Source organism: Mariniflexile litorale, from assembly GCF_031128465.2.
Lineage (GTDB): Bacteria > Bacteroidota > Bacteroidia > Flavobacteriales > Flavobacteriaceae > Mariniflexile > Mariniflexile litorale.
On record NZ_CP155618.1, the window covers coordinates 4,188,793 to 4,214,787 of the forward strand.

27 protein-coding genes and 1 other RNA gene are annotated in these 25,995 nt (G+C 32.7%); 9 read left to right on the plus strand and 19 right to left on the minus strand.

What is annotated here, in order from left to right; all coding sequences use genetic code 11:
* Position 1: 1 nt before the first annotated feature.
* Complete coding sequence (locus QLS71_RS17725) at positions 2–553, plus strand: DUF1572 family protein (protein WP_308993536.1); 552 nt, start codon at positions 2–4, stop codon at positions 551–553.
* Positions 554–639: 86 nt separating this feature from the next.
* On the opposite strand, the gene QLS71_RS17730 is transcribed toward QLS71_RS17725, so the two are convergent.
* Positions 640–1,923 (minus strand): NAD(P)/FAD-dependent oxidoreductase, encoded by a 1,284-nt coding sequence (locus tag QLS71_RS17730; protein WP_308993537.1) that lies wholly within the window; start codon positions 1,921–1,923, stop codon positions 640–642.
* A 114-nt stretch (positions 1,924–2,037) separates the two neighbouring features.
* Between QLS71_RS17730 and lpdA the strand changes: the two genes are divergently transcribed.
* Positions 2,038–3,414 (plus strand): dihydrolipoyl dehydrogenase, encoded by a 1,377-nt coding sequence (lpdA, locus tag QLS71_RS17735; RefSeq protein WP_308993538.1) that lies wholly within the window; start codon positions 2,038–2,040, stop codon positions 3,412–3,414.
* A gap of 181 nt (positions 3,415–3,595) precedes the next feature.
* Here lpdA and QLS71_RS17740 read toward each other — a convergent pair whose 3' ends face one another.
* From QLS71_RS17740 to QLS71_RS17750, 3 genes are all read right to left on the minus strand, one after another.
* On the minus strand, positions 3,596–4,060 hold the full coding sequence (locus QLS71_RS17740; protein WP_308993539.1) for a hypothetical protein: 465 nt from the start codon (positions 4,058–4,060) through the stop codon (positions 3,596–3,598).
* 135 nt (positions 4,061–4,195) lie between these two features.
* On the minus strand, positions 4,196–4,612 hold the full coding sequence (aroQ, locus tag QLS71_RS17745; protein ID WP_308993540.1) for a type II 3-dehydroquinate dehydratase: 417 nt from the start codon (positions 4,610–4,612) through the stop codon (positions 4,196–4,198).
* A gap of 77 nt (positions 4,613–4,689) precedes the next feature.
* Entirely contained in the window at positions 4,690–5,202 is a 513-nt protein-coding gene (locus tag QLS71_RS17750; protein WP_308993541.1) for a porin family protein, read from the minus strand.
* 254 nt (positions 5,203–5,456) lie between these two features.
* On the opposite strand from QLS71_RS17750, the gene xerD reads away from it, so the two are divergent.
* Positions 5,457–6,353, plus strand: coding sequence for a site-specific tyrosine recombinase XerD (gene xerD, locus QLS71_RS17755; protein ID WP_308993542.1), 897 nt, complete (start codon positions 5,457–5,459; stop codon positions 6,351–6,353).
* Positions 6,354–6,422: 69 nt separating this feature from the next.
* Here xerD and rny read toward each other — a convergent pair whose 3' ends face one another.
* The 4 genes from rny to QLS71_RS17775 form a co-directional block, all read right to left on the minus strand.
* Positions 6,423–7,997, minus strand: coding sequence for a ribonuclease Y (rny, locus tag QLS71_RS17760; protein WP_308993543.1), 1,575 nt, complete (start codon positions 7,995–7,997; stop codon positions 6,423–6,425).
* 59 nt (positions 7,998–8,056) lie between these two features.
* A non-coding RNA gene (ssrS, locus tag QLS71_RS17765) (6S RNA) lies at positions 8,057–8,184 on the minus strand.
* Between the two features lie 57 nt (positions 8,185–8,241).
* The gene (locus QLS71_RS17770; protein WP_308993544.1) at positions 8,242–8,535 is read right to left on the minus strand and encodes a cell division protein ZapA; all 294 of its coding nucleotides are present in this window, start codon (positions 8,533–8,535) and stop codon (positions 8,242–8,244) included.
* A gap of 15 nt (positions 8,536–8,550) precedes the next feature.
* Positions 8,551–8,841 carry a hypothetical protein gene (locus tag QLS71_RS17775; RefSeq protein ID WP_308993545.1) on the minus strand — a complete coding sequence of 97 codons (291 nt, stop codon included), beginning with the start codon at positions 8,839–8,841 and terminating at the stop codon, positions 8,551–8,553.
* A gap of 177 nt (positions 8,842–9,018) precedes the next feature.
* On the opposite strand from QLS71_RS17775, the gene QLS71_RS17780 reads away from it, so the two are divergent.
* Positions 9,019–10,704, plus strand: a complete 1,686-nt coding sequence (locus QLS71_RS17780; RefSeq protein ID WP_308993546.1) for a M23 family metallopeptidase — start codon at positions 9,019–9,021, stop codon at positions 10,702–10,704.
* A gap of 17 nt (positions 10,705–10,721) precedes the next feature.
* Positions 10,722–13,184, plus strand: a complete 2,463-nt coding sequence (locus QLS71_RS17785) for a carboxypeptidase-like regulatory domain-containing protein (protein WP_308993547.1) — start codon at positions 10,722–10,724, stop codon at positions 13,182–13,184.
* Positions 13,185–13,238: 54 nt separating this feature from the next.
* Here QLS71_RS17785 and QLS71_RS17790 read toward each other — a convergent pair whose 3' ends face one another.
* Both QLS71_RS17790 and QLS71_RS17795 read right to left on the minus strand, forming a co-directional pair.
* Positions 13,239–14,690: a hypothetical protein gene (locus tag QLS71_RS17790; RefSeq protein ID WP_308993548.1), complete on the minus strand. Its 1,452-nt coding sequence runs from the start codon at positions 14,688–14,690 to the stop codon at positions 13,239–13,241.
* Between the two features lie 138 nt (positions 14,691–14,828).
* Positions 14,829–15,971 (minus strand): cysteine desulfurase family protein, encoded by a 1,143-nt coding sequence (locus tag QLS71_RS17795; protein WP_308993549.1) that lies wholly within the window; start codon positions 15,969–15,971, stop codon positions 14,829–14,831.
* Positions 15,972–16,071: 100 nt separating this feature from the next.
* On the opposite strand from QLS71_RS17795, the gene QLS71_RS17800 reads away from it, so the two are divergent.
* Positions 16,072–16,992: a hypothetical protein gene (locus QLS71_RS17800; protein ID WP_308993550.1), complete on the plus strand. Its 921-nt coding sequence runs from the start codon at positions 16,072–16,074 to the stop codon at positions 16,990–16,992.
* On the opposite strand, the gene QLS71_RS17805 is transcribed toward QLS71_RS17800, so the two are convergent.
* Both QLS71_RS17805 and QLS71_RS17810 read right to left on the minus strand, forming a co-directional pair.
* Positions 16,989–17,552: a Smr/MutS family protein gene (locus QLS71_RS17805; protein WP_308993551.1), complete on the minus strand. Its 564-nt coding sequence runs from the start codon at positions 17,550–17,552 to the stop codon at positions 16,989–16,991. The two genes, QLS71_RS17800 and QLS71_RS17805, sit on opposite strands and share 4 nt — an antisense overlap.
* 5 nt (positions 17,553–17,557) lie before the next feature.
* Positions 17,558–17,749, minus strand: coding sequence for a hypothetical protein (locus tag QLS71_RS17810; protein WP_308993552.1), 192 nt, complete (start codon positions 17,747–17,749; stop codon positions 17,558–17,560).
* Between the two features lie 187 nt (positions 17,750–17,936).
* Between QLS71_RS17810 and QLS71_RS17815 the strand changes: the two genes are divergently transcribed.
* The 3 genes from QLS71_RS17815 to QLS71_RS17825 all read left to right on the plus strand — a co-directional run bounded on the left by QLS71_RS17815 (position 17,937) and on the right by QLS71_RS17825 (position 20,564).
* Positions 17,937–19,874, plus strand: coding sequence for a T9SS type A sorting domain-containing protein (locus QLS71_RS17815; RefSeq protein WP_308993553.1), 1,938 nt, complete (start codon positions 17,937–17,939; stop codon positions 19,872–19,874).
* A gap of 88 nt (positions 19,875–19,962) precedes the next feature.
* A complete protein-coding gene (locus tag QLS71_RS17820) occupies positions 19,963–20,226 on the plus strand; it encodes a DUF2752 domain-containing protein (protein ID WP_308993626.1) in 264 nt (87 codons plus the stop codon).
* An 11-nt stretch (positions 20,227–20,237) separates the two neighbouring features.
* Complete coding sequence (locus QLS71_RS17825) at positions 20,238–20,564, plus strand: CCC motif membrane protein (protein WP_308993554.1); 327 nt, start codon at positions 20,238–20,240, stop codon at positions 20,562–20,564.
* Between the two features lie 138 nt (positions 20,565–20,702).
* Here QLS71_RS17825 and QLS71_RS17830 read toward each other — a convergent pair whose 3' ends face one another.
* The 7 genes from QLS71_RS17830 to QLS71_RS17860 form a co-directional block, all read right to left on the minus strand.
* Complete coding sequence (locus QLS71_RS17830; protein WP_308993555.1) at positions 20,703–21,029, minus strand: transposase; 327 nt, start codon at positions 21,027–21,029, stop codon at positions 20,703–20,705.
* A 165-nt stretch (positions 21,030–21,194) separates the two neighbouring features.
* Positions 21,195–21,743, minus strand: a complete 549-nt coding sequence (locus QLS71_RS17835) for a 1-acyl-sn-glycerol-3-phosphate acyltransferase (protein ID WP_308993556.1) — start codon at positions 21,741–21,743, stop codon at positions 21,195–21,197.
* Between the two features lies 1 nt (position 21,744).
* The gene (locus QLS71_RS17840) at positions 21,745–22,827 is read right to left on the minus strand and encodes an iron-containing alcohol dehydrogenase family protein (RefSeq protein ID WP_308993557.1); all 1,083 of its coding nucleotides are present in this window, start codon (positions 22,825–22,827) and stop codon (positions 21,745–21,747) included.
* 56 nt (positions 22,828–22,883) lie between these two features.
* Positions 22,884–23,588 carry an HAD family hydrolase gene (locus QLS71_RS17845; protein WP_308993558.1) on the minus strand — a complete coding sequence of 235 codons (705 nt, stop codon included), beginning with the start codon at positions 23,586–23,588 and terminating at the stop codon, positions 22,884–22,886.
* On the minus strand, positions 23,579–24,307 hold the full coding sequence (kdsB, locus tag QLS71_RS17850) for a 3-deoxy-manno-octulosonate cytidylyltransferase (RefSeq protein ID WP_308993627.1): 729 nt from the start codon (positions 24,305–24,307) through the stop codon (positions 23,579–23,581). Before kdsB ends, QLS71_RS17845 begins: the two co-directional genes overlap by 10 nt.
* A gap of 104 nt (positions 24,308–24,411) precedes the next feature.
* The gene (locus tag QLS71_RS17855) at positions 24,412–25,227 is read right to left on the minus strand and encodes a DUF6503 family protein (protein ID WP_308993559.1); all 816 of its coding nucleotides are present in this window, start codon (positions 25,225–25,227) and stop codon (positions 24,412–24,414) included.
* A gap of 25 nt (positions 25,228–25,252) precedes the next feature.
* On the minus strand, positions 25,253–25,987 hold the full coding sequence (locus tag QLS71_RS17860; protein WP_308993560.1) for an SDR family oxidoreductase: 735 nt from the start codon (positions 25,985–25,987) through the stop codon (positions 25,253–25,255).
* Positions 25,988–25,995 lie beyond the last annotated feature (8 nt).

Below are 25,995 nucleotides of genomic sequence, written 5' to 3' on the forward strand. Positions count from 1 at the left end.
TATGGAAAGCTATTTAGTAAGTGTTGTTAAGCAATTTGAATATTATAAAAGTTTAGGCGATAAAACTTTTAATCAATTAACTTTTGAAGAAATACAATGGCAAAGTAATGAAGCTTCAAACTCCATTTCGGTTATTGTAAAACATATTATAGGTAACATGTCAAGCCGTTGGACTCATTTTTTAACCGAAGATGGAGAAAAATCTTGGCGTAATCGCGACGCAGAATTTGAAGATACCTACACTTCCAAAGAAGATTTAATAGCTTCATGGGAAAGTGGATGGTTTTGTTTATTTAGTGCTTTAAAATCTTTGGAAAAAAAAGATTTAGAGCGCATAATTTACATTAGAAATGAAGGACATACTGTTATTGAAGCCATTAACAGGCAATTAGCACATTACCCCTACCATATTGGACAAATCGTATTTTTAGGAAAGCTTTTAAAAGATGAACAGTGGTTATCGTTATCAATTCCTAAAGGAAATTCTTCAAAATACAATGAAGATAAATTTAATAAAGAAAAAGGCCGACGCCATTTTACGGATGATTTGTGATGATTATTTAGAGGTGCAAAGGTTCAAAGTTGCAAAGGTGCAAAGTTGCAAAGGTGCAAAGGTGCAAAGGTGCTAAGTAAAATAGTTTAACTTTTAAGTTTCTTTTTAAACGGACGTATAATTAATCTAGCTTCTCTATCAAATCGAATATAATTATATACCCAATTTATAAAAACCACCATACGGTTTCTAAAGCCTATTAAAAAAAACAGGTGAACAAACATCCAAACATACCAGGCAAAAACACCTTGAAATTTGAATTTTGGTAAATCTACAACCGCTTTATTCCTTCCTATAGTTGCCATAGCTCCTTTATCATTATAAACAAATGGTTGCATGGGTTGCTCTTCAATTAACCGAACCATATTTTCACCCAATTGTTTTCCTTGTTGAATGGCTGGTTGCGCCATCATAGGTAAGCCCTGAGGGCATTCATTAGTAATCATACAAGCAATATCACCAATGGCAAAAATATTTTTTAGTCCTTTTACCTGGTTGAATTCATCTACAATTAATCGGTCGCTTTTAGTAACAAATTCGCCAGCATCCAATCCTTTTATGTTGGCTCCTTTTACACCTGCCGCCCAAACTAAAGTAGCGGTTTCAAAGGTTAAATCGGTATTGGTAGTAACGGTTTTACCATCATAGTTAGTCACTCTTACATTCTTCCAAACATTAACTCCTAACTTTTCCAAGAAATCTTCGGCTTTTTCAGAGGCCTGAGCACTCATTCCCTTTAAAATACAGTCGCTGGATTGAATGATATGAATTTGCGCTAAACGTGTATCTAAATCGGGATAATCTTTAGGCAGAATCCCCTTTTTAATTTCAGCCAAAGCACCTGCAAGTTCAACACCAGTTGGCCCACCTCCTACAATAACAAAATTCATTAATGCGTTACGTTCGTTTAAATCGGAAGTCAATAAAGCATCTTCAAAATTTTCCAATATTAAACTTCTTAAGTTTAAAGATTCAGGTATGGTTTTCATAGCCATACTCTTCTTTTCAATTTCGGTGTTTCCAAAATAATTAGTTTCAGCACCTGAAGCTACAACCAAATAATCAAACTTGAGTTCTCCAATATTAGTTAAAACTTTATTTTCTAATGTGTTTATCTCTTCAACATTGGCCAATCTAAAATGAAAATTCGGGAAATCTTTTAATATCTTCCGAATGGGATATGCTATAGAATCGGGCTCCAAACCACCTGTAGACACCTGATAAAGAAGTGGTTGAAATGTATGATAGTTATGTTTGTCTAGTAAAACGACCTGTACTTCTTGCTTCGATAGTTTTTTTGCCAACGCAACGCCCGCAAAACCACCACCTATAATTACGATGCGAGGAAAACTTGTTCTTGGTATATTCATAAAGTTAAACTTATAACAAAGGTAATAAAAGATATAAATTTATAGACTTCTAAATTCTTTATTCAAATTAGGTTTCGTAAATTCGTAGGCTGAAATAACGATTAAAAAAATCTCATGAGTAAATACGATATTATTGTTCTTGGAAGTGGCCCTGGCGGTTATGTTGCAGCTATTAGAGCTTCACAATTAGGTTTTAAAACCGCTGTTATTGAAAAAGAAAGCCTTGGTGGTGTATGTTTAAATTGGGGATGTATCCCAACTAAAGCATTGTTAAAATCTGCTCAAGTATTTGAATATCTTAAGCATGCAGATGACTATGGTTTATCTGTTAAAGAATATGATAAAGATTTTAATGCTGTTGTTAATCGGAGCCGAGGTGTTGCCGATGGTATGAGTAAAGGTGTTCAATTCTTAATGAAAAAGAACAAAATAGACGTTATTAACGGTTATGGAAAACTTAAACCAGGTAAAAAAATAGATGTTGATGGTACTGAATACAGTGCAGATCACATTATCATAGCTACTGGAGCCCGTTCTCGTGAGTTGCCTAACTTACCACAAGATGGTAAAAAAGTGATTGGATATAGAGAAGCGATGAGCTTACCAAACCAACCTAAAAAAATGATTGTTGTAGGTTCTGGAGCGATTGGTGTGGAATTCGCTTATTTCTATAATTCTATGGGTACAGAAGTTACTGTTGTAGAATATTTACCAAACGTAGTACCTGTTGAAGATGAAGATGTATCTAAACAATTAGAAAAATCTTTTAAGAAAAGTGGTATTAATGTCATGACTTCTGCCGAAGTTACTAAAGTAGACACATCTGGTGATGGTGTTAAAGCTACCGTTAAAACGAGTAAGGGCGAAGAAGTTTTAGAAGCCGATATTATTTTATCTGCTGTTGGAATAAAAACAAATATTGAAAACATTGGTTTGGAAGATGTTGGAATTGTTGTGGATCGCGATAAAATTTTAGTAAACACCTTTTATCAAACCAACATTCCTGGATACTACGCTATTGGAGATGTTACACCTGGACAAGCATTAGCACACGTTGCTTCGGCTGAAGGGATTTTATGTGTTGAAAAAATTGCTGGACAACATGTGGAGGCTTTAGATTATGGAAATATCCCAGGTTGTACTTACTGCACTCCTGAAATTGCTAGTGTTGGATTAACAGAAAAACAAGCTAAGGAAAAAGGATTGGATATTAAAGTTGGAAAATTCCCATTCTCTGCTTCTGGTAAAGCAAGTGCTAGTGGTAACAAAGATGGTTTTGTAAAAGTAATTTTTGATGCTAAATATGGCGAATGGTTAGGTTGCCACATGATTGGTGCTGGTGTAACCGATATGATTGCCGAAGCTGTTTTAGGTAGAAAATTAGAAACTACAGGACACGAAGTATTAAAAACAGTACATCCACACCCTACCATGAGTGAAGCGGTTATGGAAGCTGTTGCTGCTGCTTATGATGAAGTAATTCATTTGTAGACTTCTTAAATTATTAGATTTTAGACTTAATTAGATATAAAAGAGGTTGTCTGAAAAGTGTTATTCTGAGTCATATTGAGCCTGTCGAAATATTCAAACTTATTGATAATCCATATCAGTTTCGACAAGCTCAACCTGACAAAGTAAATAAAATACATTTTTCAGACAGCCTCTTTTAATTTTAGAATCTAAATTTTGACCCTAATGTAAAGGAATTTTTAGATCCAAAACTATAATCTGTATTTATTGGCATGTCATCAGTTAACAGGTAATTAAACTTCGCTTCTATCAAAACCCCCTCAAATACATCATATTGAATGCCCATAGTTCCATATACTGAGGGTGGACTTTCAATACCCATAGTATTCGTGTAAAAATCCAATTTTGGACCGATTAAAAAACTCGTATTTTTTGTTATATGATACTTTAACAATAAAGGAAATTCAAATACAGCAAACTCACCACCTACCCTTATTTGCTTTTCTTGCTTAAAAGCCCAATGACTGTTTATCCTAATCTCATTAAAATAATTTGTAGATTCAACCGTAGCTTCTTTTGGGTTATTTAAATTATCTTTCTGCGCGTCTACTTGTGCCACCATGTTTATAGTAAACAACATAAGTGTTAAGATCATTTTAATTTTCATAATAGATAATTTTATTGATTAGTATAAAGCAAATCTATCACGAAGTCTTGTTAAAATTCTAACAAAGAAATCTTAAATATATTGTAAAGTCAAATTATAACATATGAAATATCTTAAGAAGTATATGTGTTCAATTTATAAAAAACTTTGAATAGCTAACTCGTAACTTTGCAAGCCAAAACCAAGAATGACACCTCGGGCATTTGGTGAAATAAATGATTGATGCCGAAATTCTTCTCTATTAAATGTATTAGAAATGTGTACTTCTACTACAGGCGTTTCAATGGCTTTTACAGCATCACCAATCCCAATAGATGTGTGCGTATAAGCAGCAGCGTTTAAAATGATACCATCATAGCTAAATCCTACTTCGTGTAATTTATCAATAAGTTCTCCTTCTATATTCGATTGAAAATAATCTATCTCTGCATCTGGGTATTTACTAACTACTTCCTCTAAAAACTCAGTAAAGGATAAACTACCATATATATTCGGTTCTCTTTTTCCTAACAAATTTAAGTTAGGACCGTTGATGATCATTAATTTTTTCATACCGTAAATATATTAAAAATTGGGCATAAAAAAAGGATGCCAATTGGCACCCTTTTTAATATAAAGTTTGAGTATTATTAAAATCTATATCCAAGACCAACAAATAATCCGCTTATTTTAGAAGAATATCCACTTGGAGCATCTTCAATTAAATTAGCTAAACCCATGTTGTATCTAGCTTCTAAAAATAAGTCTTCTGTAAGATCATAAGCAACACCTGCTTCAATTCCGTAATTGAAAGATTTATATCCTTCTTCTGAATCAAGTAAAAATCCTAAACTAGGACCAACCAATGCGTCAAATTTTTCTGAAAGAGCAATTTTAGCCATTAAAGGAATACTAACTTGATCAAAACCTTCTATTGATACATACAGAACTTCTGGTTGAAAAGTAAAAGAATCAGAAAGACCTATTTCAGCAAAAGCACCAATATAAAATCCTGTTTCAGAACCAGTAAGACTAATACCTTCCATTTTTAATTTGCTTGATGCAAAATCAGCACCAGCTTTCAGTCCAAATGTTGTTTCTTGAGCATTAACATTACTCATTGCAAATACTGCAATTACAGCGCCTAATAATAATTTTTTCATAATTTTTAAATATTTAATTTGATTAATTCGGAACAAACTAAGTTCTTTTTTCTCACACTAGCAAATGAATTCTTATAATTTTTTTCCATTTCATCGGAATAATGTGTATTTCAACGGGTTACGGTTGGGTTGGTATGTCATAAAATTATACTATTTTTACACGTCTCTAATGAGTAAAGTATAAAATTCAGTTAATATAAATTACCTAGGATATCGAATTGTATCTGATATTTATAAAAAATTAAAGAGGATAGATGAAATGGGAAAATGCACTAAATGATTATATACTCTATTTAAAGATAGAACGTGGCTTATCCAAAAATTCTATTGATAACTATCGTTTTGATGTAAAAAAACTCATTAGTTATTTAGAAGATCATCATATGGATGAATCGCCTATTTCAATTAAAGCCGAAACTATTCAACAGTTTATATACCAAACTGCCAAAACGGTGAACTCACGGTCTCAATCACGATTAATCTCTGGCTTACGCAGTTTTTTTGGTTATTTAGTGTTTGAAGATTATATTACAGTAAATCCATTAGAACTTATTGAATCGCCTAAAATAGGCCGCAAATTACCCGACACCCTTTCTGAGGAAGAAATTGACAAACTAATAAACGCTATTGATTTAAGTAAACCCGAAGGTGAACGTAATCGTGCCATGTTAGAAACCTTATACGGTTGTGGGTTGCGCGTAAGCGAACTTATTAGTCTTAAAATTTCAGATTTATTTTTTGAAGAAGGCTTTATTAAAGTAACTGGTAAAGGAGATAAGCAAAGGTTTGTACCTATAATAGGGGTTACTCAAAAATATATTAACATCTATAGAAGTGAAATTCGCAACCACATGGTTATTAAAAATGGCTATGAAGACAACTTATTTTTAAATCGTAGAGGCAAACAACTTACACGAGCTATGGTTTTTACTATTATAAAACAGCTTGCAGAAAAAATCGGATTAAAAAAAAGCATATCACCTCATACTTTTAGGCATTCATTTGCTACACATTTATTACAGAATAATGCCGATTTGAGGTCTATTCAACTTATGTTAGGGCATGAAAGCATCACCACTACCGAAATTTATGTGCATCTCGATAAAAGTCATTTAACTAAAGTTGTAGAGAAATACCATCCTAGGAAGTGACGTTAGGCTTTAGGCAAAAATAAAAAATCCAGCTTGAGCTGGATTTTTTATTTATAATATTAGAGTTAATTACTTCGCAATATTAACCGCTCTTGTTTCTCTAATAACTGTTACTTTAACTTGACCTGGATAGGTCATATCAGTTTGTACTTTTTGAGAAATACTGAACGATAAATCGGCTGCTTTTTGATCGTCTACTTTTTCACTTTCAACAATCACACGTAATTCTCTACCTGCTTGAATGGCATAGGCCTTTTTAACGCCATTAAAACCAAAAGCAATATCTTCCAAATCTTTTAAACGTTGAATATAACTATCTAAAACTTGTCTGCGAGCTCCAGGACGTGCTCCAGAAATAGCATCACAAACTTGAATAATTGGTGAAATTAAAAATTTCATTTCTACTTCATCATGGTGAGCTCCAATAGCATTACATACTTCAGGGATTTCTCCGTATTTTTCCGCCCATTGCATACCAAGAATAGCATGTGGTGTTTCCATGTCCGCCTCGGCATCTGGCACTTTACCAATATCATGTAATAAACCAGCACGTTTTGCAAGTTTTGGATTTAAACCTAATTCTGCAGCCATCACACCACAAAGTTTAGCCACTTCACGCGAGTGTTGTAATAGGTTTTGACCGTAAGAAGAACGATACTTCATTCTCCCTACCATTTTAATAAGTTCTGGATGTAAGTTGTGAATTCCTAGATCTATCACCGTACGCTTACCTACTTCTATAATTTCCTGCTCAATTTGTTTTTTTGTTTTCTCAACTACTTCTTCAATTCTTGCGGGGTGAATTCTACCATCCGTTACTAATTTGTGTAATGATAAACGAGCAATTTCACGTCTTACTGAATCAAAACAAGATAATATAATGGCTTCTGGTGTATCATCAACAATAATTTCTACACCAGTAGCCGCTTCGATGGCACGAATGTTTCGACCTTCACGACCAATAATGCGTCCTTTTACATCATCCGATTCTATGTTAAATACAGATACGCAATTATCAACTGCTTCTTCTGTACCTATGCGTTGAATGGTGTTAATAATGATTTTTTTAGCATCTTGTTCAGCAGTTAATTTAGCTTCTTCCATAGAACTTTGAATGTATGACATGGCATCATTCTTAGCTTCACCTTTTAAAGATTCTACCAATTGTTCTTTAGCATCTTCAGCCGAAAGACTCGAAATTATTTCTAATTGCTTGACTTGATTTTTATGAAGTTTATCAATTTCTTCTTGTTTTTTCTCTAAAACATGAAGTCTATGGTCATAATCTGCTTCTTTAGTTTCAAGATTATCATTTAACTTTTTAGTTTTGGCAAGCTCACTAGATATTTGAGATTCTTTATCTCGAATACGTTTTTCGGCTTCAGCCATTTTTTTGTCGCGCGATAAGATAACTTTTTCGTGCTCCGATTTCAATTCAATAAATTTTTCTTTTGCTTGAAGAATCTTGTCTTTTTTAATTGACTCACCTTCACTATTGGCTTCTTTAAGTATTAAAGTCGCATCTTTTTTTGCCTCATGTACAAGTTTAGAAGCGTTGCTTTTTTCTAAGGTTTTCGCTATAATAAAACCTATTACAAGTCCTAATATTACGCTCCCAGCAATCAATATAATTGAGTTATCCATTATTGTGTTTAGTTAATTTTTGTATATAAAAAAGCCTACACTAGCTTAAAGTTTTGTATAAACTCCTTAAAAACAAGTTTAGGGCTAACAAGCTGATCAAGGATCTGCTAGGTACTGAAATAAATTCAGCAGATGCAGCATGCTTTTACAACTTAAACTCACCCTTTTTAAAGAATTAACGTTGAGTTTATCAAAAAAAATAACTAATGTAGGCAGTAACTTTTTAGTTTATTTTAAAGAACATTTAAGAGACTAAGTGGGATTGTAATAAGTTATTTAATGCATTTAGTTTTTCTTCTACATGCTCACTTACACTCTCTTTATCTATAGACTTCTGTTCTACTTGAGATGCAAACTGCAAAGCACACATGGCCAATACATCTTGTTTATCTCGAACTGAATAACTTTGCTCAAATTGTTTAATCATCTCGTCAATCTTTTTAGCCGATTTACGTAATCCCTCTTCTTGACTCGCATCAATAGTTAAAGGATATACTCTATTAGCTATAGACAGCTTTATTTTAAGCTTTTCTGACATTTAATTTGATGTGTCTTAATCAGATAATTGAGCAATACAATGATCAATATCTCTAATTAGGGCATTTATTTTAAGCTTTGTTTCTCTTTTATTGTCGTCACTACCTAGTATTGTATTTGCCATTTTAAGCGCTTCATACTTTTCTTCCCAACTAGCAATATGCGTTTTTTGGTTTTGAATTTCTTGCTTTGAAACCTTTAATTCTTCATTCAATTTCAAGTTTGCAAGTTTCAAAAGCTCTAGTTTGTGTAATACCTTGCTTATCTTGTTTTCTAAAGAATCTACAATATCTTCAATATTACTCATTTACAAATTTCAATACTTATCTCACAAAGTTAACATACCTGCTTATAAATTACAATTGTTTTTTAATAAAATTTTAAAATTTTCGTTATTACTCATAATCTATGCTGCGGTTCGATTTTTGTTTTATTCTTTTGTACATTAATAACTAATTAATATTTTAGCAGCAACTCCTTTTATATGCGATTTATCCTTTATTTTTTTTTAGTTTCCTCATTATTTATCAACGCTCAAAATAATTATCCACAAGATTATTTTGGCTCACCTCTAGAAGTCCCTCTTATTTTATCGGGCAACTTTGGTGAATTGCGTTCCAATCATTTCCATTCTGGTTTGGATATCAAAACACAACAACGTGAAGGTTTAAAAGTTTTAACATGCGCCGACGGATTTGTTAGCAGAATTAAATTAGCGCATTTTGGTTACGGCAAAGCCTTATATATTACACATCCTAACGGTTACACCACAGTTTATGGGCATTTACAAAAGTTTTCGCCCGAAATAGAAGCTTATATAAAAAAGCAGCAATACGAAAAAGAATCTTATGAAATCGAGCTTTTTCCAAGTGCTGAAACCTTACCTGTTACCAAAGGTAGTCTGGTTGCCTATAGTGGTAATACCGGTGGTTCGGGTGGGCCGCATTTGCATTTTGAAATCCGCGATAAAGATGAACGCCCCATGAACCCCATGCTTTTTGGAATTGATATAAAAGACAATTCAAAGCCTACTGTTAGTTCTATATACGCTTATGCTTTAGATGAAAATGCTTCTGTTAACAAATCAAACTCTAAACAAAAATTACGACTGATACCTTTAAAAAGTGGCGACTATACCACAGAAAGTATTGAAGCTTTTGGAAATATTGGTTTTGGTATTGTAACCAACGACAGACAAGATTTGGCTGCGAACTCCAACGGGGTTTATAATATTCAAACCTTTTTAAATGGAAATCAGAATTTCGAAGTCGATTTTAGCATGTTCTCTTTTGATGAATCCTCGTGCATCAATCAGTTTATAGATTATGAACATTATATTCATAATAGACAACGCATTCAAAAATTATTCAAAATAAATAACCCTCTTAGTATTTTAAAATCAACATTAAACGATGGTATTTTAACAGTTAAAGACAGTACTTCTTCAGTCTATAAAATTCGTGTTTCCGATTTTAAAAACAACGCATCTGTTGTTACTATTCATATTAAAGGCAAGCAACCTTCTATTTCAAACCCAAAGGTTGAAAAAACAACACCCTATTATATTACGGCAAATCAATCTACTAATTTAAAGTCAGGCAATGTGTCGGTCGATTTTTACCCCAATACTTTTTATGAAGATTTTTATATAAACTTTGATGTAAATAACGACACCTTGACCTTACACCAAGACGTCATGCCTACTCGAAAAAACTTCACCATAAGTTATGACATTAGTAACTATAAAGATGTGGATAAGGATAAATTGTTTATCGCAAGATTAGTAGGTTCTAAAAAGTATCCTGTATACTCATTTACAAAAAGAGAAGGTCATATTTTAACAACCAGCTCTAAAACCTTAGGAACTTATGCGCTTGCAACCGATACAGTAAAACCAACTATAGCTGCTCTAAATTTTAAAAATGGACAATGGTTAAGCAATTTTAGATTTTTAAAAGTGAAGATTAATGATGCACATTCTGGAATTTCTAATTACCGAGCTACTGTAAATGGTAAATGGATATTAATGGAATATGAATACAAAACCAAGACACTTACTTACGATTTTAATGATGACATGGTTACCGATACTAAGAATGATTTTAAGCTAATTGTAACCGATAGTGTTGGAAATAGCACTACTTTTGAATCCTCTTTTTACAGGAAATAAAACTTAACAACAGCCAATTGAAAACAAAATTGTACGTTTCTGTTCTATTATTTTTTTCCATTGTTATTGTTGGTTATTCACAAACCGCCACTATAAAAGGCATCATTTTAGACGAAAATAATAACCCGCTTGATAACGTAAATATTAAAACCGAAACCAAAGGAACTGTTACCAATGCTAATGGGTTTTATATTTTAGAAATTTCGGCTAATAAAAATATTTCTGTTGAATTCACACACCTTTCACATAAAAAAATAGTGAGTGTTTTCAATTTGAAAAAGAACGAGGATTATGAGTTTAATCCCGTTATGAGTACTTCTATAGAACAAATAGCGACTGTAATAGTAACCAATAAACGCCAACGCCAAGTTGAAGGTATTATTACCCTGAAACCTGAAACCATTAGAAAAATACCAGGTGCCAACGCAGGTGTAGAAAATTTATTATTAACACTTCCTGGAGTTAGCAATAACAATGAATTAAGCACACAATACTCGGTACGTGGCGGTAATTACGACGAAAACTTAGTGTATGTAAACGACATAGAAGTATACAGACCATTTTTAGTGCGCTCTGGCCAACAAGAAGGTTTAAGTTTTGTAAATACGGATATGGTACAAAATGTCGATTTTTCGGCAGGAGGTTTTCAAGCAAAGTATGGCGACAAATTATCTTCTGTCTTAGATATTACTTATAAAAACCCATATCAATTTGAAGTCAATGCCGATTTAAGTTTATTAGGAGGCAGTTTTTCAATTGAAAATAGTAGTGAAGATTCTAAATTTTCTAGTATTGTTGGACTTCGCTACAGAAACAACAGTTTATTTGTAAACGCAAAAGAAACTGAAACCAATTTTAAACCATCGTTTGCTGATGCTCAGGCTTATTTTACTTACAAATTTACAAGTAAGTTTTATTTAAGTTTTTTAGGAAACGCTTCCATTAACAAATACAATTACCAACCTGAATCCCTACAAACCAATTTTGGAACTTTGAGTGATCCAATAGCTCTTTATGTGAATTATGAAGGACAAGAAAAAGACCGCTACCAAACCTATTTTGGTGCTTTTAAAGGAACGTATTTTGCGAATGACGATTTAACTTTAAAACTAATAGCATCCAGATATCATACTACCGAAGAAGAGCATTTTGATATTTTGGCCTATTACAGCCTAGGGGAAGTAAATACAAATATAGGTGACGAAAATTTAGGTGACATTGAATTTAGCCGAGGTGTTGGAAGCCAGTTAAACCACGGGCGAAACGATTTAGATGCCCTTATTACAAATATAGAGCACAAAGGCGATTTCAATATGAATGAGAACCGCATTGAATGGTCTTTAAAATATACGAACGAAGATATTCGCGACCGCCTAATTGAATGGGAAGTTATAGATTCTGCTGGGTTTTCAATTAGGCCACCAAAAACAATTCCTGTAAACGAGCAACCTTACGAACCCTATAATGGACCTTTAGAATCGTTTACAAATGTAAGAGCAACCAATTACACCCAAATTAACCGTTTACAAGCTTATGCGCAATGGAGTAAACGTGCTACTATTGGTACGAGCGATGTATGGTACAATGCGGGGGTTCGGGTACATAATTGGACAGTAAGTGGTGATGCTATTTCATCATCAAACCAAACGGTATTTAGTCCCAGAGCACAATTTGCCTTCAAACCGTATTGGGAAAAAGACATGCTTTTTAGAATTGCCGCGGGCGTGTATTACCAACCGCCATTTTACAGAGAACTTCGCGATGCCAATGGTGTAGTGCAACCCAATGTAAAAGCACAACAATCGTTTCACTTTGTATTAGGTAACGATTATAGTTTTAAAATGTGGGATCGCCCCTTTAAACTAACTTCGGAGGCTTATTATAAAAAACTATCGGATGTAAACCCCTATACTTTAGAAAATGTGCGTATTCGTTATGCGGCTAATAATAATGCCGAAGCTTATGCCTACGGATTGGATTTACGCTTAAATGGTGAGTTTGTACCCGGAACCGAATCGTGGTTTAGTTTTGGATATTTAAAAACAGAAGAAAACATTAACAACAGAGGCTATATTGCACGCCCCACAGACCAACGTTTAAAATTTGCAGCCCTGTTTCAAGATTATGTGCCAAACGTACCTAACATGAAGCTGTATTTGAATTTAGTTTACAATACTGGTTTACCTGGAGGCTCACCAAGTTATGCCGATCCATACGACTATCAAAACCGTTTACCCGATTATAAACGAGCCGATTTAGGTTTGCAATTTGTATTGGTGGATGGTAAAAAACAATTTAGCAGCGGTTGGAAAAAAGCGTTTAAAGAACTCTCTTTTGGCTTTGAAATTTACAATATGTTCGATGTTCAAAATTCCATCACCAACACCTGGGTACGAGATGTGTACACGAAGCGCCAATATGCGATTCCTAATTATTTAACACCTCGTGTTTTTAATGTTAGAGCTACAATGAAGTTTTAGAAAGAAGCATAAAACAACTCTACCATTTTGTAAGTTTTTTTTATATATCTGCGTTTATTTTACAACCATATTAAGAGAAACAGTAAGCAAATCACCACTACCACTAAATCGTTCCACCCATACTTCTAAAAAATCACCAGGGCTTAATTCTATAGAACCTACTATAGCCACGGCACCTATGTCATTATTTGACCCTACTTCTCGATAAACACGAGTTGCAGGATTTATTGAAGCAACAGTATCCCCACTATTCCCTTTTGCTATATAAAATATAAAAATGGCATTATTATTATCTCCTCTAAAAGAAAATGATGTGTTTATGCTAAAATATCTGGTTTTTTTCCCATCATATACCAACCTATTATTTCCAACTTTTTCAAATCTAAATAAATTATTTGATGTTGTTAATCCGCCAATTTTCATTGGAATACCAGTACCTCCACCAGCTGATATATCAGTAGCAAAACCTGTACCAACTGGATAATCAAAATTGATATCGCCAATTGCAACACCATCTGTTTCAACTGGTAGGCCTGGACTATTAACATCCCAATCATTTGTAAAATCATAACCTGAATATGGTGAGCTTCCATTAATATAGTTTCCTCCCCCGAAAAAAGAGACATTACGTATGGCAGCATCTCCATTTATAGAAGTAACACCTGTAACATCCATTGCTGCCGTTGCACCTATAACTTCACTGAAACCACCTTGTCTGGATATAACATCAAAAGTTCCTGAAAATGATTCATAAACACCTCCATTATTACCATGCCATCCACTTGAATTGATTAAAAGTTGGTTAATATCTGTGTATGTTATTCCTCCTGCATTGTTTGCAAATTGGGCAATGCTTAAAAAAACGAGATCAAATGAAGATATAGAACCAACTGATGTCGAGTTTGCAATAATACAATCTCTTAAAATAAGAGTTTCTGTTATAGGTAGACTTCCTGCTAAACTAAATACCGTACCTCCAGATGCTACTAAAGTCACCCCTCTTATGGAGCCACCAGAATCTCCTTCAAACAAAGTTCCTCCTGCTTTAAATAATATATCTTCATTAGTATCTTCTCCTATTATATAAGCTCCATTTAAATCAATCGGAAAATCAAAAATGATTGTACCATTAATTTCATATAAATAATCTTCATTCAACACATATTTACCGCCTACTAATTCATCTGATAAATCGGCTATACTTTTAACAAGCTTGTAATTATCTCTAGTTACAGAACCTTCTAATTTAACCCAAATGCTGCTGTCAAAATAATAAAAAGCATCTTCATCGATATCAAAAACCAACAAACCTTCCGCTGGAGAAGCTATGCCTGTTCGTTGAATAGTTGTCATTCTAGGTGTTAGCATCCCTTGACTGTCTGAGGTAATATCTAAAATAGAAGAAGCATCAGGAACCGTTGTTCCTATACCTACCTGTGCATAAATATTGGGTTGTAAAAAAAATAAAAAGGTAATTCCTAAGGTGATTTTTATAAGTCTTCTCATAATAATTGGGGTTTAATACAGAGAGACTTATTTAATATATATAATAATGGTGCAATTTAAAAAAAATATCGATTAAAAGCTATTTTGACAGTGTTAAAAACACGTCTTATCTTTAAACTACTTTTATTTTTTTAGAATTTAGTTTATAAAGGCTTTTAAAACCCCCACCACGTAATCAATTTCTTCCTTGGTGTTATAAATACTGAATGAAAATCGAATAGAGGGTTTTTGTAAATCTTCAGCGCTTAAAATTTCAGTCAATACATGCGAGTTTTGGTTGCTCCCACTTTGGCAAGCACTTCCTTTAGAACATGCTATCCCTTTTAAATCTAACTGAAATAGTAACATAGCAGCTTTTTTGGGAGGTATCGGCAAACATACATTTACTAAGGTGTAAGTACTTTTTTCCATATTACCAGACTTTCCGTTAAAAGTTGCGTTTGGTATGTCGCTTTCAATTTTATGAATAAAATATTGCTTTAAATCTTTTATATAAGCTGTTTCGTTCTCTAACTTTTCATAAGCATTCTTTAAAGCAACTTCTAAACCCACAATATTATGAACACTTTCGGTACCAGCACGTAAGCCTCGTTCTTGTTCGCCACCAAAAATTAATGGTTTTAACCCTGAATTTTTTCTGATAAAAGCAAAACCAACCCCTTTGGGGCCATGAAATTTATGAGCTGCTGCTGTTAAAAAATCTACTTGAATATCCTGTAAATCCATTTTATAATGTCCAACCGACTGCACCGTGTCGCTATGAAACAACGCGTTATTTGCTTTACATAAGGCAGATACCTTAGTCATATTTAACATATTACCAATTTCATTGTTAATGTGCATCAAGCTTACCAATGTTTTATTTTCACTTTTCAATAAGGTTTCTAAATGTAGATAATCAATCTTTCCGTTTGGTTTTAAATCAACATAACTCACAGCTACTTTATAGTCTTTAACCAATTGATCTAAAGTATGTAAAACGGCATGGTGTTCAATTCTAGAAGTAATAATATGCGTTACTTTTAAATCTCTAACAGCACTTAACAAAATTAAATTATCGGCTTCGGTACCTCCAGATGTAAATATTATTTCACTAGCAACCACATTTAAATAACTAGCAACTGCTTTTCTTGATTTTTCAATTAATGCTTTGGAAGTTCTGCCAAAACTATGCGATGACGAGGCATTACCGTAACTGGTTTTCATAACATGGGTCATGGCTGTTATTACTTCGTCTCTTATTTGCGTAGTGGCGGCGTTATCAAAATATACCTGTTGCATGTTATTTTTTTAGAGTGTAAAAATACTCAGAATAAAATTATTATTAATATGCTACGTTATAATTAACAATTCCTTTATTTTTGCCTAAAACCCGAACCTGATGCGTCAATTATTTTTTGTTTTTCTTAGTCTCTCTATTTTAAGTTTTTACACCTGTGATGATGGTGATGTTATTACCGTTGATTTTGACTTTGACGAATCATTTCAAATTTGTGGAACCGATGGTTTGGTTTTTTATAAAACAAAAAACTCCCCATCAGAATCCTTATCTATTAGAATTTCAGAACTTGATAGTATTGGTGATTTACTTGTTGTTGATACTATTAATAACACCTTTGAAGCCGATTTTTCTTTAAGCACTACAAACGTATTTAATTATAGAACCTATAGTAATGCCACATTACCAACATCGGGTTTATTTTGTAGCAATGTACCTCTATCATCTATTAAAATTACTAAAGATATTGAAAGTACTAGCGGAAATGTGCATATTAAAACAGTACTTACTGAAGACGACAATGATGGTATTCCTGCTGAATTAGAAGATATTAATGGTAATGGCGATTTAACCGACGATGATACTGATGGTGATAAAATTCCTAACTATTTAGATGAAGATGATGATGGTGACAATGTGTTAACCAAAGACGAAAACCCAGACCCAAATGGTGATGGCGATTTAAGTGATGCCTTAGATACTGATGGTGATGGCATTCCTAATTATAGGGATACAGATGATGATGGTGATGGTGTTTTAACACGCGATGAAGAAAATGAATCCATAGATCAAAATCCGGCGAATGATATTAGTTTAGTGGGGCCCAATTATTTAAATCCTGCGGTGGCAACAAAAGTAGATGCCACCAAATTTAGAGAACATACTATTCACCAAACTTACGTGGTGACGCTTACAGTATCTAACTTTGATTTACAAATAATATCGTTAGATGTTTTTGAGTTTGGTGTTTTAAATGATAGTGCTCTATCAACCTCTAGAAAACGAACACCGCCTTTTAATTAGTTGTTAGACGCATTCTGAAAAATATAAACTTCAGTAGCTCCAACACCATATTTTTGATAGTTGGCATCATAAAATTTAACATTATCGTAGCGCCCAAAAAGGTATTCTAATTCTACTTTAAGTACGCCTTCGCCCACACCATGTATAAAAACTATTTTTTGAATCCGTTTTGATATGGCAAAATCTAATTGGCGTCTGGCTGTTTCTAATTGCAGCGATAGCATATCATGATTGCTCATCCCTTTTGCCGATTTCACCAATTGATTGATATGTAAATCGACTTCCATAGTTGGCTCAAAACGCTCTTTAGGCTTCACCTTTGGCTGTTTTCTTTTAGGATATTGTTCCTTTTCTTTTATTACTGAATTAGCATTATCATGTGAAAATAAGTCCTTTTTAAGACTTACTTTAGAAGTTACTTTAACCAATTCGTTACTTTCAAAATCAAGCAAAAAGCCATCGCTTGTTTCAATAGAAATGGTATGTCCGACTATCATTTTTACCACACCAGACATGGCTTCATCTATAACCAAAACTTTATCGCCTATTTCAAAAATCATAATCTTTAATTTTCATTATTGCCTAAATGATTATCTTCCTCACTTCTGCTAGGGATGGTCTTGGAAATTCTATAAATTCCAATCATTAACAATACAATGCCTCCAATTAAAATATATTGGTCTTCATTTGGACTCGTTTTAGCATATATTGAAATAATACCTCCTAAGAGGATGAGTAAATAATTTATATACCTCATTTGGATTTATAGATTTTATAAGTTTCAAAATTACAATAATTTATTGTGAAATAAATCTATTTATATTCTTACATATTATCCATATCACTCGATTAAAGACACTTTACGTCGATTAAACAAACAAAAGAGTTGTTTTTAATGTAAAAATTATTATATTTGGTGTAAACTAACTTTTGCTCTTATACTTATGAAGCACAAAAACAAAAATTTGTCTTTAACTGGCAGAGAACTTAAAAGCACCTTCAAACCTCTTGTATGGTTGGTTGTGTTCTTGTTATTTAAAAGCAATGGCTTTTCTCAAGATCTATTTGTAGGTAATGATACTTATTTGTACGCTAAAGATGTTGTAGTAACTGTTACTAATGACATTCGATTAGACACACCAACTTCTAACTTATATTTTAGAGGTGATGCACAACTTTACCAAGTGGCAGATATAAAAAACTCTGATGCAGGTAAACTCTCCATATATCAAAATCAAACAACCAACATATATGAGTATAACTATTGGTGTTCTCCAGTAGGGGTTAGTGTAGAAGGAACAGCAAAGGCCAACGTTCCTTTTAATGGTTCTAATATTCATGATCCTGTAGATGATGCAGATATTTCCAATGTAAACTCAACGGCTTATTTATATACCTCAGCATACAACGGAACAGCTACAGCACTCTCTAATTATTGGATGTACACCCTAAGAGATGGTGAAGGATACAATAGTTGGAATCAAATTTTAAATACAGGAAATGCTGGTACAGGCTATGGCTATACATTAAAAGGAAGCCCAAATACAAATAATGTTTTAGATTTTAGAGGCAGGCCTAATAATGGTACTATAGAGGTTAGCTGCTCTTTTGATGGTGTTGATAATCAACCAAATTCAGGGACACCCAATTATGCCGAAACTTTAACAGGGAATCCTTACCCTTCAGCTTTAGATTTAAAATTATTTTTTGTTAACTCTCCAAATAATCAAGCCGATTTAATGCCTCAAATATTTTTCTGGGAACAAAAACAAAACAATTCCCATTATTTAGTAGATTATGAAGGTGGCTATGGTACGTATGCACCTGGCAATCTCGGTGACCTATTAGACAACGGAACATATACAAATGCCACTTTCGAAAACTACAATAGTGACGGGGGGACTATTGGTGATACTTCAGGAAACACTACTGATTTTAGTGCTAATAACTCAAGAAGGTTTGCTGCCGTTGGTCAAGGATTTGTAATAATGAGCAATGTTAATGGTGGAAATGCCTTTTTTGAGAATTCCATGCGAGTATACTTAGCTGAAGATTCAACCCCTGGTGGCGATGGCTCTATTTTTGCTAGAAATGGAAACTCAAAAACGTCTAAAACAAATAACTCAAAAAAAGCGGTTATTGCTATGTCTCAAAATGGTGTAGACTATGATGCCCTTTTTAAAAACCCAACTATTGTCCCTGAAATACGACTCCATACACGTATTGACAACACATTTTACAAAGAAAATGTTATAGCATTTAGAGAAAGCACCCCAAATAATGATACCTATAATCGTTTTTATGATGCCACAAGTATAAATGAGTTAAGTTCTGATGCTTATTTAATTTCAAGTGATAAAAAATTGGCTATTAAGTCTATTAATTATAGTGAAGCCACAAGATTACCCATAGGTTTTAAAGCTTCAAAAAACAGTACTTTATTTAGCATTAAAATTCATAAACTAAACAATGTTCCAAATGATGTAAATGTTTTTCTTTTTGATAATCTAAATAACACGTATACCGATGTTAAAAATGGTGCTTTTGAAGTAACCTTAGATAAAGGAACACACAACAACCGTTTTGAAATTACATTTGCAAAGAACACGTTAGATGTTGCTGATAATACATTTACTGATTTTAATGTATTTCAAAATAACAATATCTCACAATTGAAACTTTTAAACCCCAACAGCTTATCAATCACTTCTATTAAAGTTTTTGATGTTTCTGGAAAACAAGTTTTAGTAGACCTTATCAATTCGGCAAAAAACGAATATAAATACTCTACAAAATCGCTTAGTGATGGTGTTTATATTGTTAAAATTGAATCTTTAAATAAACAAGTTTTTAGCAAAAAAGTAGTGATTAGTAATAAATAAAAATAATTGAATTTCTTGTTTTATTTTTTAAATCGCTTTTTAGTATTTTAGCATATAATCTCTATTATTTTAATGTATGGAAGACTATATGCTACCTTGCTTAAACAAAAAACTATTTGGTTTTGAATGTATGGGCTGTGGTTTACAACGGTCTTTTCTCTTAATAATTCAAGGTGATTTTACGGCAGCATTTAATATGTACCCTGCTATTTACGCACTTATCCCATTGGTTGTGTTCACCACAGCCTCCTTATTTTTCAAGTTTAAATATTCTAATAAAATTATTAATACACTAGCAATAGCTTCTGTTATTATAATTATTGTTAGTTTTATAATTAAGAAAATTAACTAATCAAAATTAATATGGAAATACAAAAACTCAATCCTACTATCGTTTATGTTTTAGCTATTTTAGGTTTATTATGCTGCTGCTTTGGCGGCCTTGGATTTATTCTTGCGGGAATTGCTTTTATAATGGCAAACAGTAAATTGAATGCTGTTAAAGCGAACCCAGAAAATTATGATCCTGCAAGTGTAAAATCAATGAACACAGCTAAAATTATTGCTTTGGTAATTCTAATTATAAATATTTTATATCTAGTAAAAACTATTTACACAATATCTACAGTTGGGTGGGATGCCATCATGGAACAATCACAAACGATTATAGAGCAGTGGCAAAATAAATAAAAGGTTTATAAATAAAGAGGTCGTCTAAAAAGTAATTTTAGACGATTTTTTTTTACTCAAATTTAGATTTTCTATTAAATTATTGAAAGAACAGTTTTAAATAGCATAAACACAAAACGGCAAAGTTATCTTATATAGCTAGACTATACTTTTAAGGTTGTGTGCCATTGCAATTAAGCCTATTTCTACATTTACATTTACTTTATCGATGCCCCTTAACATAAAGCGTTTAAAGTTCTTTTTTTGCTTAATATTTCCAAAAACAGCTTCCAACCTCACAGCAAGGTTGTTTTCTTTTGTGCCACCTCCTTTGTAACTATCTTCTAAAGCACTGGTATTTAAATGATCTATAATCGTATTTACAATACGAGCGGGATGATTAATTGGAACTAAATCATCATAACTTGATGGTAATAGACTTAACTGACCTTGATCATAAGTCTTAAAAATGACTTTTTTGCTCATTATTAAAGTTAAGTATTTCTTCAAAAAATTGCAAAAAAAAGACTGTCTTTTCAGACAGCCTCTTTGTTTTTGTGAGCTAGTAATGTTTCTTTTTAGGAACAAAAAATTGTTTACTTTATGTTTCATTTTCTAACACGGTAAATATAATTCAATTTCTGTGCCATATTATGAATATTTAGGTATTTTCCCTTTTACGTCTCTAAAAAAACGATGCATAAATTCAAAATCTGCTTTAATATCATTCGTTGGGTAAAAAGGCTCTGAAATTTTATTTTGTTTGTTTTCAAAATCGAGCGTAAACATAATGATAGGAACCTTTGCTTTTTTTGCTATGTAGTAAAAACCCGTGCGCCATTCTTTTACTTTTTTTCTAGTCCCTTCTGGCGCCATAGTCATTCTAAACTCTTCCTTTTCATTAAAGAGTTTAGCAATAGCATCCACTTTATTTTCATTAGAGCTCCTGTTAATGGGTGCCCCTCCTAATGCTTTAAAAAACCACCCAAAAGGGAATATGAAAAGTTCTTTTTTACCAACAAAATTTGTTTTAACTTGTAATACCGATCGTAATAAAACACCCATATAAAAGTCATGCCAACTGGTATGTGGTGATGCTATAATAATAGCTTTTTTAATAGAATTTTTAGATATACTGGTATTGCCAACAACTTTCCATCCTAAAACTTTAAAATAAATAAGTTTGGCCAACCATTGCATATTACATTTTTTGATAAAGTTCTTTTAACTTTTTTGGTGTTATTATTTGTTTCCAATTTTTACCTAAAGCATTTTCCCAAAGAGGTACTAAGTTTAATGCTATATTTATCATTTTATCAAAATCTTCATCGCTTAAATCGGCACAAATACCTTGTGGGATTGTGATATTGTGCTTTTTTTTCATGGTTTTAAAAAGCTTAACACCTTCTGGATAAAACTCTTCTAAATGATCAAAAACAATACAGTTTCCAACGCCATGTTTGATGCCTAATAAATAGGCTAATGGATAACTCATAGCATGTGCTACCCCCACCTGGGAATAGGCAATACTCATACCTCCATGCCATGAGGCCATCATAAGTTTTTCTTCCGATTCAATAGCTGTTAAATTATTGTCTAAGAATATTTCTTTACACAACTCTAAAGCCATTGTACCATAGGTTTCACTAAAAGTGTTTAAGTACGTACCTTTTAAAGATTCTATGCAATGAATATAACAATCCATACCTGTGTAAAACCATTGATCTGTTGGTACGCCTTTTGTAAGTTCGGAGTCTAAAATAACTTGATCAAAAGGTGTGAAATCAGAATTGATACCTAATTTTTTGTCTGGTCCTAGCAAAACCGTCGTTCTAGATACTTCAGCACCTGTACCCGATATAGTTGGAATACCAACATGGTATACAGCGGCATTTTTTACTAAATCCCAGCCTTGATAATCTTTAGCTTCCCCTTCATTTGTAAGCATAATTGATACGGCTTTGGCTAAATCTAAAACAGATCCTCCACCTATCCCAATAATACCTGAAGGCAATTCTTTTGTAGTTAAAATAATGCCTTCAACCAATTCGTCTACTTGTGATGTTTTTGGTTCTTCCTTAGTCGAAATAAATACTATTTTATCGTCGTAGGCTAACGGAATTCGTGATGTTAACCATTGATTATTTTTAAACACATCATCTATTAAATAAATAAATGGAGCATTCATACTTAAGCGTTTTGGAGCTAAAATTTCATTTAATTGGTTGAAACTACCTCTGCCAAAAACAACTTTTGACACCATTGGAAAGTTTTTATAACTCATTTAATATTTTTTCTTTTTCAAAAGTAAAAATACTAATATTTTAATTTAATAAGTTATTAATTTAATAAATTCAATAATTCTCTTAAACTTTTTATAGTTTTATAAGCTTTGCCATTAGTCTCTTGTTCTGTAACCTGTTCATGCGCCCAAGTGGTGTGAAAAGGAACATGTATTGCGTTCGCTTTAATGTTCACTAAAGGCAAAACATCCGATTTTAACGAATTACCAATCATTAAAAACTCTGATGGTTTTATGTCGAGGTGATTTAATAATTTAGAATAATTTGCTTCTTGCTTATCACTCAAAACTTCAATATGATGAAAATATTTTGTCAATCCCGATTTTTCAAGTTTGCGTTCCTGGTCTAACAAATCACCTTTAGTAGCTAAAATGATGCGGTATTTTTTTGATAAATTCTCTAAAACTTCTTCAACGCCCTCCAGCAGTTCCACTGGTTTATTAAGCATATCTTTACCAATATTTAAAATAGCTTCAATACTTTTCGTTGAAATATTATAATTGGATTGTTCTAAAGCACTTTCTACCATTGATAATGTAAAGGCTTTCACACCATAACCGTACATAGGTAAATTGTCAATTTCTTTTTTAAAAAGCTCTTGATCTAATTTGTTTAAGGTTTCATATTCCGATAATAATTTACCAAATTCAACTTCGGCATCACGAAAATAGGTTTCATTTACCCAAAGCGTATCATCGGCATCAAAACCTATAACTTTTATGTTTTTATAATTTATTTCCATGCTTTTTTAGCGCGTTCTAAATCTTCTGGAGTATCAATTTCAACACCTTCTGTGGTCGTTTCTACCATTTTAATGCGTTTACCATATTCTAAGTAACGAATGCACTCAATTTTTTCTGAAGCTTCTAAAGGCAGCATGGGCAATCGGTAAAAATCCAAAATAGCTTCCTTTCTAAAAGCATACACTCCTTTATGTTTATAATATTTAACGCCTGCATTTTTATCTCTTGGATACGGGATGGGACTTCTGGAAAAATACAACGCAAATTTTGATTGGTCTACAATTACCTTTACCGTATTAGGGTTGTTTATCTCATCTTCGTCCGTAATATGTACCATTAATGATGCTAAATCAATGTTTTTATTATGATCATCTTTAAATACGGCAATTAGTTTTTCCAAAGATTCTTTATCAGTGAAAGGTTCATCACCTTGTACATTAATCACAATATCAATATCTAAAAACTCAACAGCTTCGGCTATTCTATCACTACCACATTCATGTTCTTTTTTACTCATCATGGCTTTTCCGCCATTACTTATAATTTCATTATAAATAATATCACTATCGGTAACCACTAAAACATCATCAAACAAATTGGTGTTTACGGTAGCTTCGTAAGTACGAAGAATAACCGTTTTTCCGCTAAGGTCTTGCATTAGTTTTCCAGGAAAGCGGGATGCACTATAACGTGCTGGTATCATTGAAATTATTTTCATCATTTTTAAATTCTGTGTCAAAAATAGAATAAATATTATGGTTTTTAATTTTACGGGATATAAACTTTTTACAGAACTTAAAAAACACAAAAAAGAGATGTTATTTATTTTTTAAAATCATCTTGAGTTAATCCATTATTGAATTTAATATTAGACCAAGTTACATGTATCCAAGGTTCTTCGCTTACATCGGCATTCCAAGTAGATTTTTTGTATTGTCGTTTTGTTGGAATTGACATACCATCAATTTCCTCGTATTGAAGTTTCATTAAGAAAGGTGTTTCCATTACTCCAAAATCGGCTACAGTAAAAAGAAATTGGTCAACTAATAAAGTATTTTTATTTATATAAAGTTGATAAGTATCTGTAGGCTTTTCATCGTTTGACTGAAAGGTGATTTTAACAACATTATAAGTCGTATTATTTACTGCTTTTTCACCAATATATTCATAGTTTAAACCCGGATCCAATAATTTTTGAAACATAGTGAACCAATAAAAATTAGTGGGTCTATTGAAAGCGACTCTTTTCAATCGAATGGAATCATTTACAATTTCTCCATTATGCTTGAGCCAATAATTACTCCCATCATAACCTTGCTCCATGAGTCCTTCAAGGTCTGGGAAAGTCCGTTCATGTTTCTGGTAAGCCCCATAAGATAGTTCACCATTAAACAGGTATTTTTCTGTCGATACATCGGCTTTACCATCAGGAGTTTGGTATGTATAGGTATATACCACATTCTTTTTTTTAAGCAGCGTATGGTAATTACCTACTTTTTCTACCATGTTACTAACCAGTTCATGTCCCTTATTTTCAAAAGTAGACGTCTTTTCTTGAACCACGTCAGGTTGCTTTTTATCCTTACAAGACATAAGGAACACACTTAAAACAATAGTTGTTAATAGAGAAAATTTCATTTTATATAATTTTTAGATTTTAATATTACACCAAGGCTCCATTTGCCCCTATTACTTGTCCCGAAATCCATTTAGAATCATCACTAGCTAAAAACAGCACTACACGTGCTATATCAATGGGTTTTGCCAATCTATTAAAAGCATTCATGGCACTAAGTCTATCAATGGTTTCTTTTGATTTTCCTGTTAAAAACAATTCGGTTTCTGTAGCACCAGGCGCAAGCGCATTTACTGAAATACCTCTACCAATTTCCTTTGAAAACACACGTGTCATTTGTTCAACCGCTGCTTTTGAAGCTGAATATAACGCATAGGTTGGAAACATCAATTTTACCGTACTCGATGAGAAATTGATGATATTCCCATTATCAGCTAATTTGCTATCGGCTTCTTGTAAGGTATTAAAAATTCCTCTAACATTCACATCAAATTGCCTGCTGAAATCTTCTTGAGTATTGTCTTTTATTTTTTTACAAACCATAATACCTGCATTATTTACCAAAACATCTATTTTTCCATAAACTTCAATAGCTTTATCAAACAATTGTGTTACTTCATTTCTTTGGCTTACATCGGCTTTTACCACTAGGGCCTCTCCTCCATTCTTTATTATGGTATCTGCAGTAGCTTGCGCTTCTTCTTTACTGTTGGAATGGTTGATAATTACTTTTGCTCCGTTTTCAGCTAAAAGCAATGCAATTTCTTTGCCAATGCCTCTTGATGCACCTGTTACAATGATTACTTTATTTTCTAATTTCATGATATTAA

Coding starts and splice junctions, on each gene's coding strand:
- QLS71_RS17725 (WP_308993536.1), top strand. CDS start 2: ATGGAAAGCTATTTAGTAAGTGTTGTTAAGCAATTTGAATATTATAAA.
- QLS71_RS17730 (WP_308993537.1), bottom strand. CDS start 1,923: ATGAATATACCAAGAACAAGTTTTCCTCGCATCGTAATTATAGGTGGT.
- lpdA (WP_308993538.1), top strand. CDS start 2,038: ATGAGTAAATACGATATTATTGTTCTTGGAAGTGGCCCTGGCGGTTAT.
- QLS71_RS17740 (WP_308993539.1), bottom strand. CDS start 4,060: ATGAAAATTAAAATGATCTTAACACTTATGTTGTTTACTATAAACATG.
- aroQ (WP_308993540.1), bottom strand. CDS start 4,612: ATGAAAAAATTAATGATCATCAACGGTCCTAACTTAAATTTGTTAGGA.
- QLS71_RS17750 (WP_308993541.1), bottom strand. CDS start 5,202: ATGAAAAAATTATTATTAGGCGCTGTAATTGCAGTATTTGCAATGAGT.
- xerD (WP_308993542.1), top strand. CDS start 5,457: ATGAAATGGGAAAATGCACTAAATGATTATATACTCTATTTAAAGATA.
- rny (WP_308993543.1), bottom strand. CDS start 7,997: ATGGATAACTCAATTATATTGATTGCTGGGAGCGTAATATTAGGACTT.
- QLS71_RS17770 (WP_308993544.1), bottom strand. CDS start 8,535: ATGTCAGAAAAGCTTAAAATAAAGCTGTCTATAGCTAATAGAGTATAT.
- QLS71_RS17775 (WP_308993545.1), bottom strand. CDS start 8,841: ATGAGTAATATTGAAGATATTGTAGATTCTTTAGAAAACAAGATAAGC.
- QLS71_RS17780 (WP_308993546.1), top strand. CDS start 9,019: ATGCGATTTATCCTTTATTTTTTTTTAGTTTCCTCATTATTTATCAAC.
- QLS71_RS17790 (WP_308993548.1), bottom strand. CDS start 14,690: ATGAGAAGACTTATAAAAATCACCTTAGGAATTACCTTTTTATTTTTT.
- QLS71_RS17795 (WP_308993549.1), bottom strand. CDS start 15,971: ATGCAACAGGTATATTTTGATAACGCCGCCACTACGCAAATAAGAGAC.
- QLS71_RS17800 (WP_308993550.1), top strand. CDS start 16,072: ATGCGTCAATTATTTTTTGTTTTTCTTAGTCTCTCTATTTTAAGTTTT.
- QLS71_RS17805 (WP_308993551.1), bottom strand. CDS start 17,552: ATGATTTTTGAAATAGGCGATAAAGTTTTGGTTATAGATGAAGCCATG.
- QLS71_RS17810 (WP_308993552.1), bottom strand. CDS start 17,749: ATGAGGTATATAAATTATTTACTCATCCTCTTAGGAGGTATTATTTCA.
- QLS71_RS17815 (WP_308993553.1), top strand. CDS start 17,937: ATGAAGCACAAAAACAAAAATTTGTCTTTAACTGGCAGAGAACTTAAA.
- QLS71_RS17820 (WP_308993626.1), top strand. CDS start 19,963: ATGCTACCTTGCTTAAACAAAAAACTATTTGGTTTTGAATGTATGGGC.
- QLS71_RS17825 (WP_308993554.1), top strand. CDS start 20,238: ATGGAAATACAAAAACTCAATCCTACTATCGTTTATGTTTTAGCTATT.
- QLS71_RS17830 (WP_308993555.1), bottom strand. CDS start 21,029: ATGAGCAAAAAAGTCATTTTTAAGACTTATGATCAAGGTCAGTTAAGT.
- QLS71_RS17835 (WP_308993556.1), bottom strand. CDS start 21,743: ATGCAATGGTTGGCCAAACTTATTTATTTTAAAGTTTTAGGATGGAAA.
- QLS71_RS17840 (WP_308993557.1), bottom strand. CDS start 22,827: ATGAGTTATAAAAACTTTCCAATGGTGTCAAAAGTTGTTTTTGGCAGA.
- QLS71_RS17845 (WP_308993558.1), bottom strand. CDS start 23,588: ATGGAAATAAATTATAAAAACATAAAAGTTATAGGTTTTGATGCCGAT.
- kdsB (WP_308993627.1), bottom strand. CDS start 24,307: ATGAAAATAATTTCAATGATACCAGCACGTTATAGTGCATCCCGCTTT.
- QLS71_RS17855 (WP_308993559.1), bottom strand. CDS start 25,227: ATGAAATTTTCTCTATTAACAACTATTGTTTTAAGTGTGTTCCTTATG.
- QLS71_RS17860 (WP_308993560.1), bottom strand. CDS start 25,987: ATGAAATTAGAAAATAAAGTAATCATTGTAACAGGTGCATCAAGAGGC.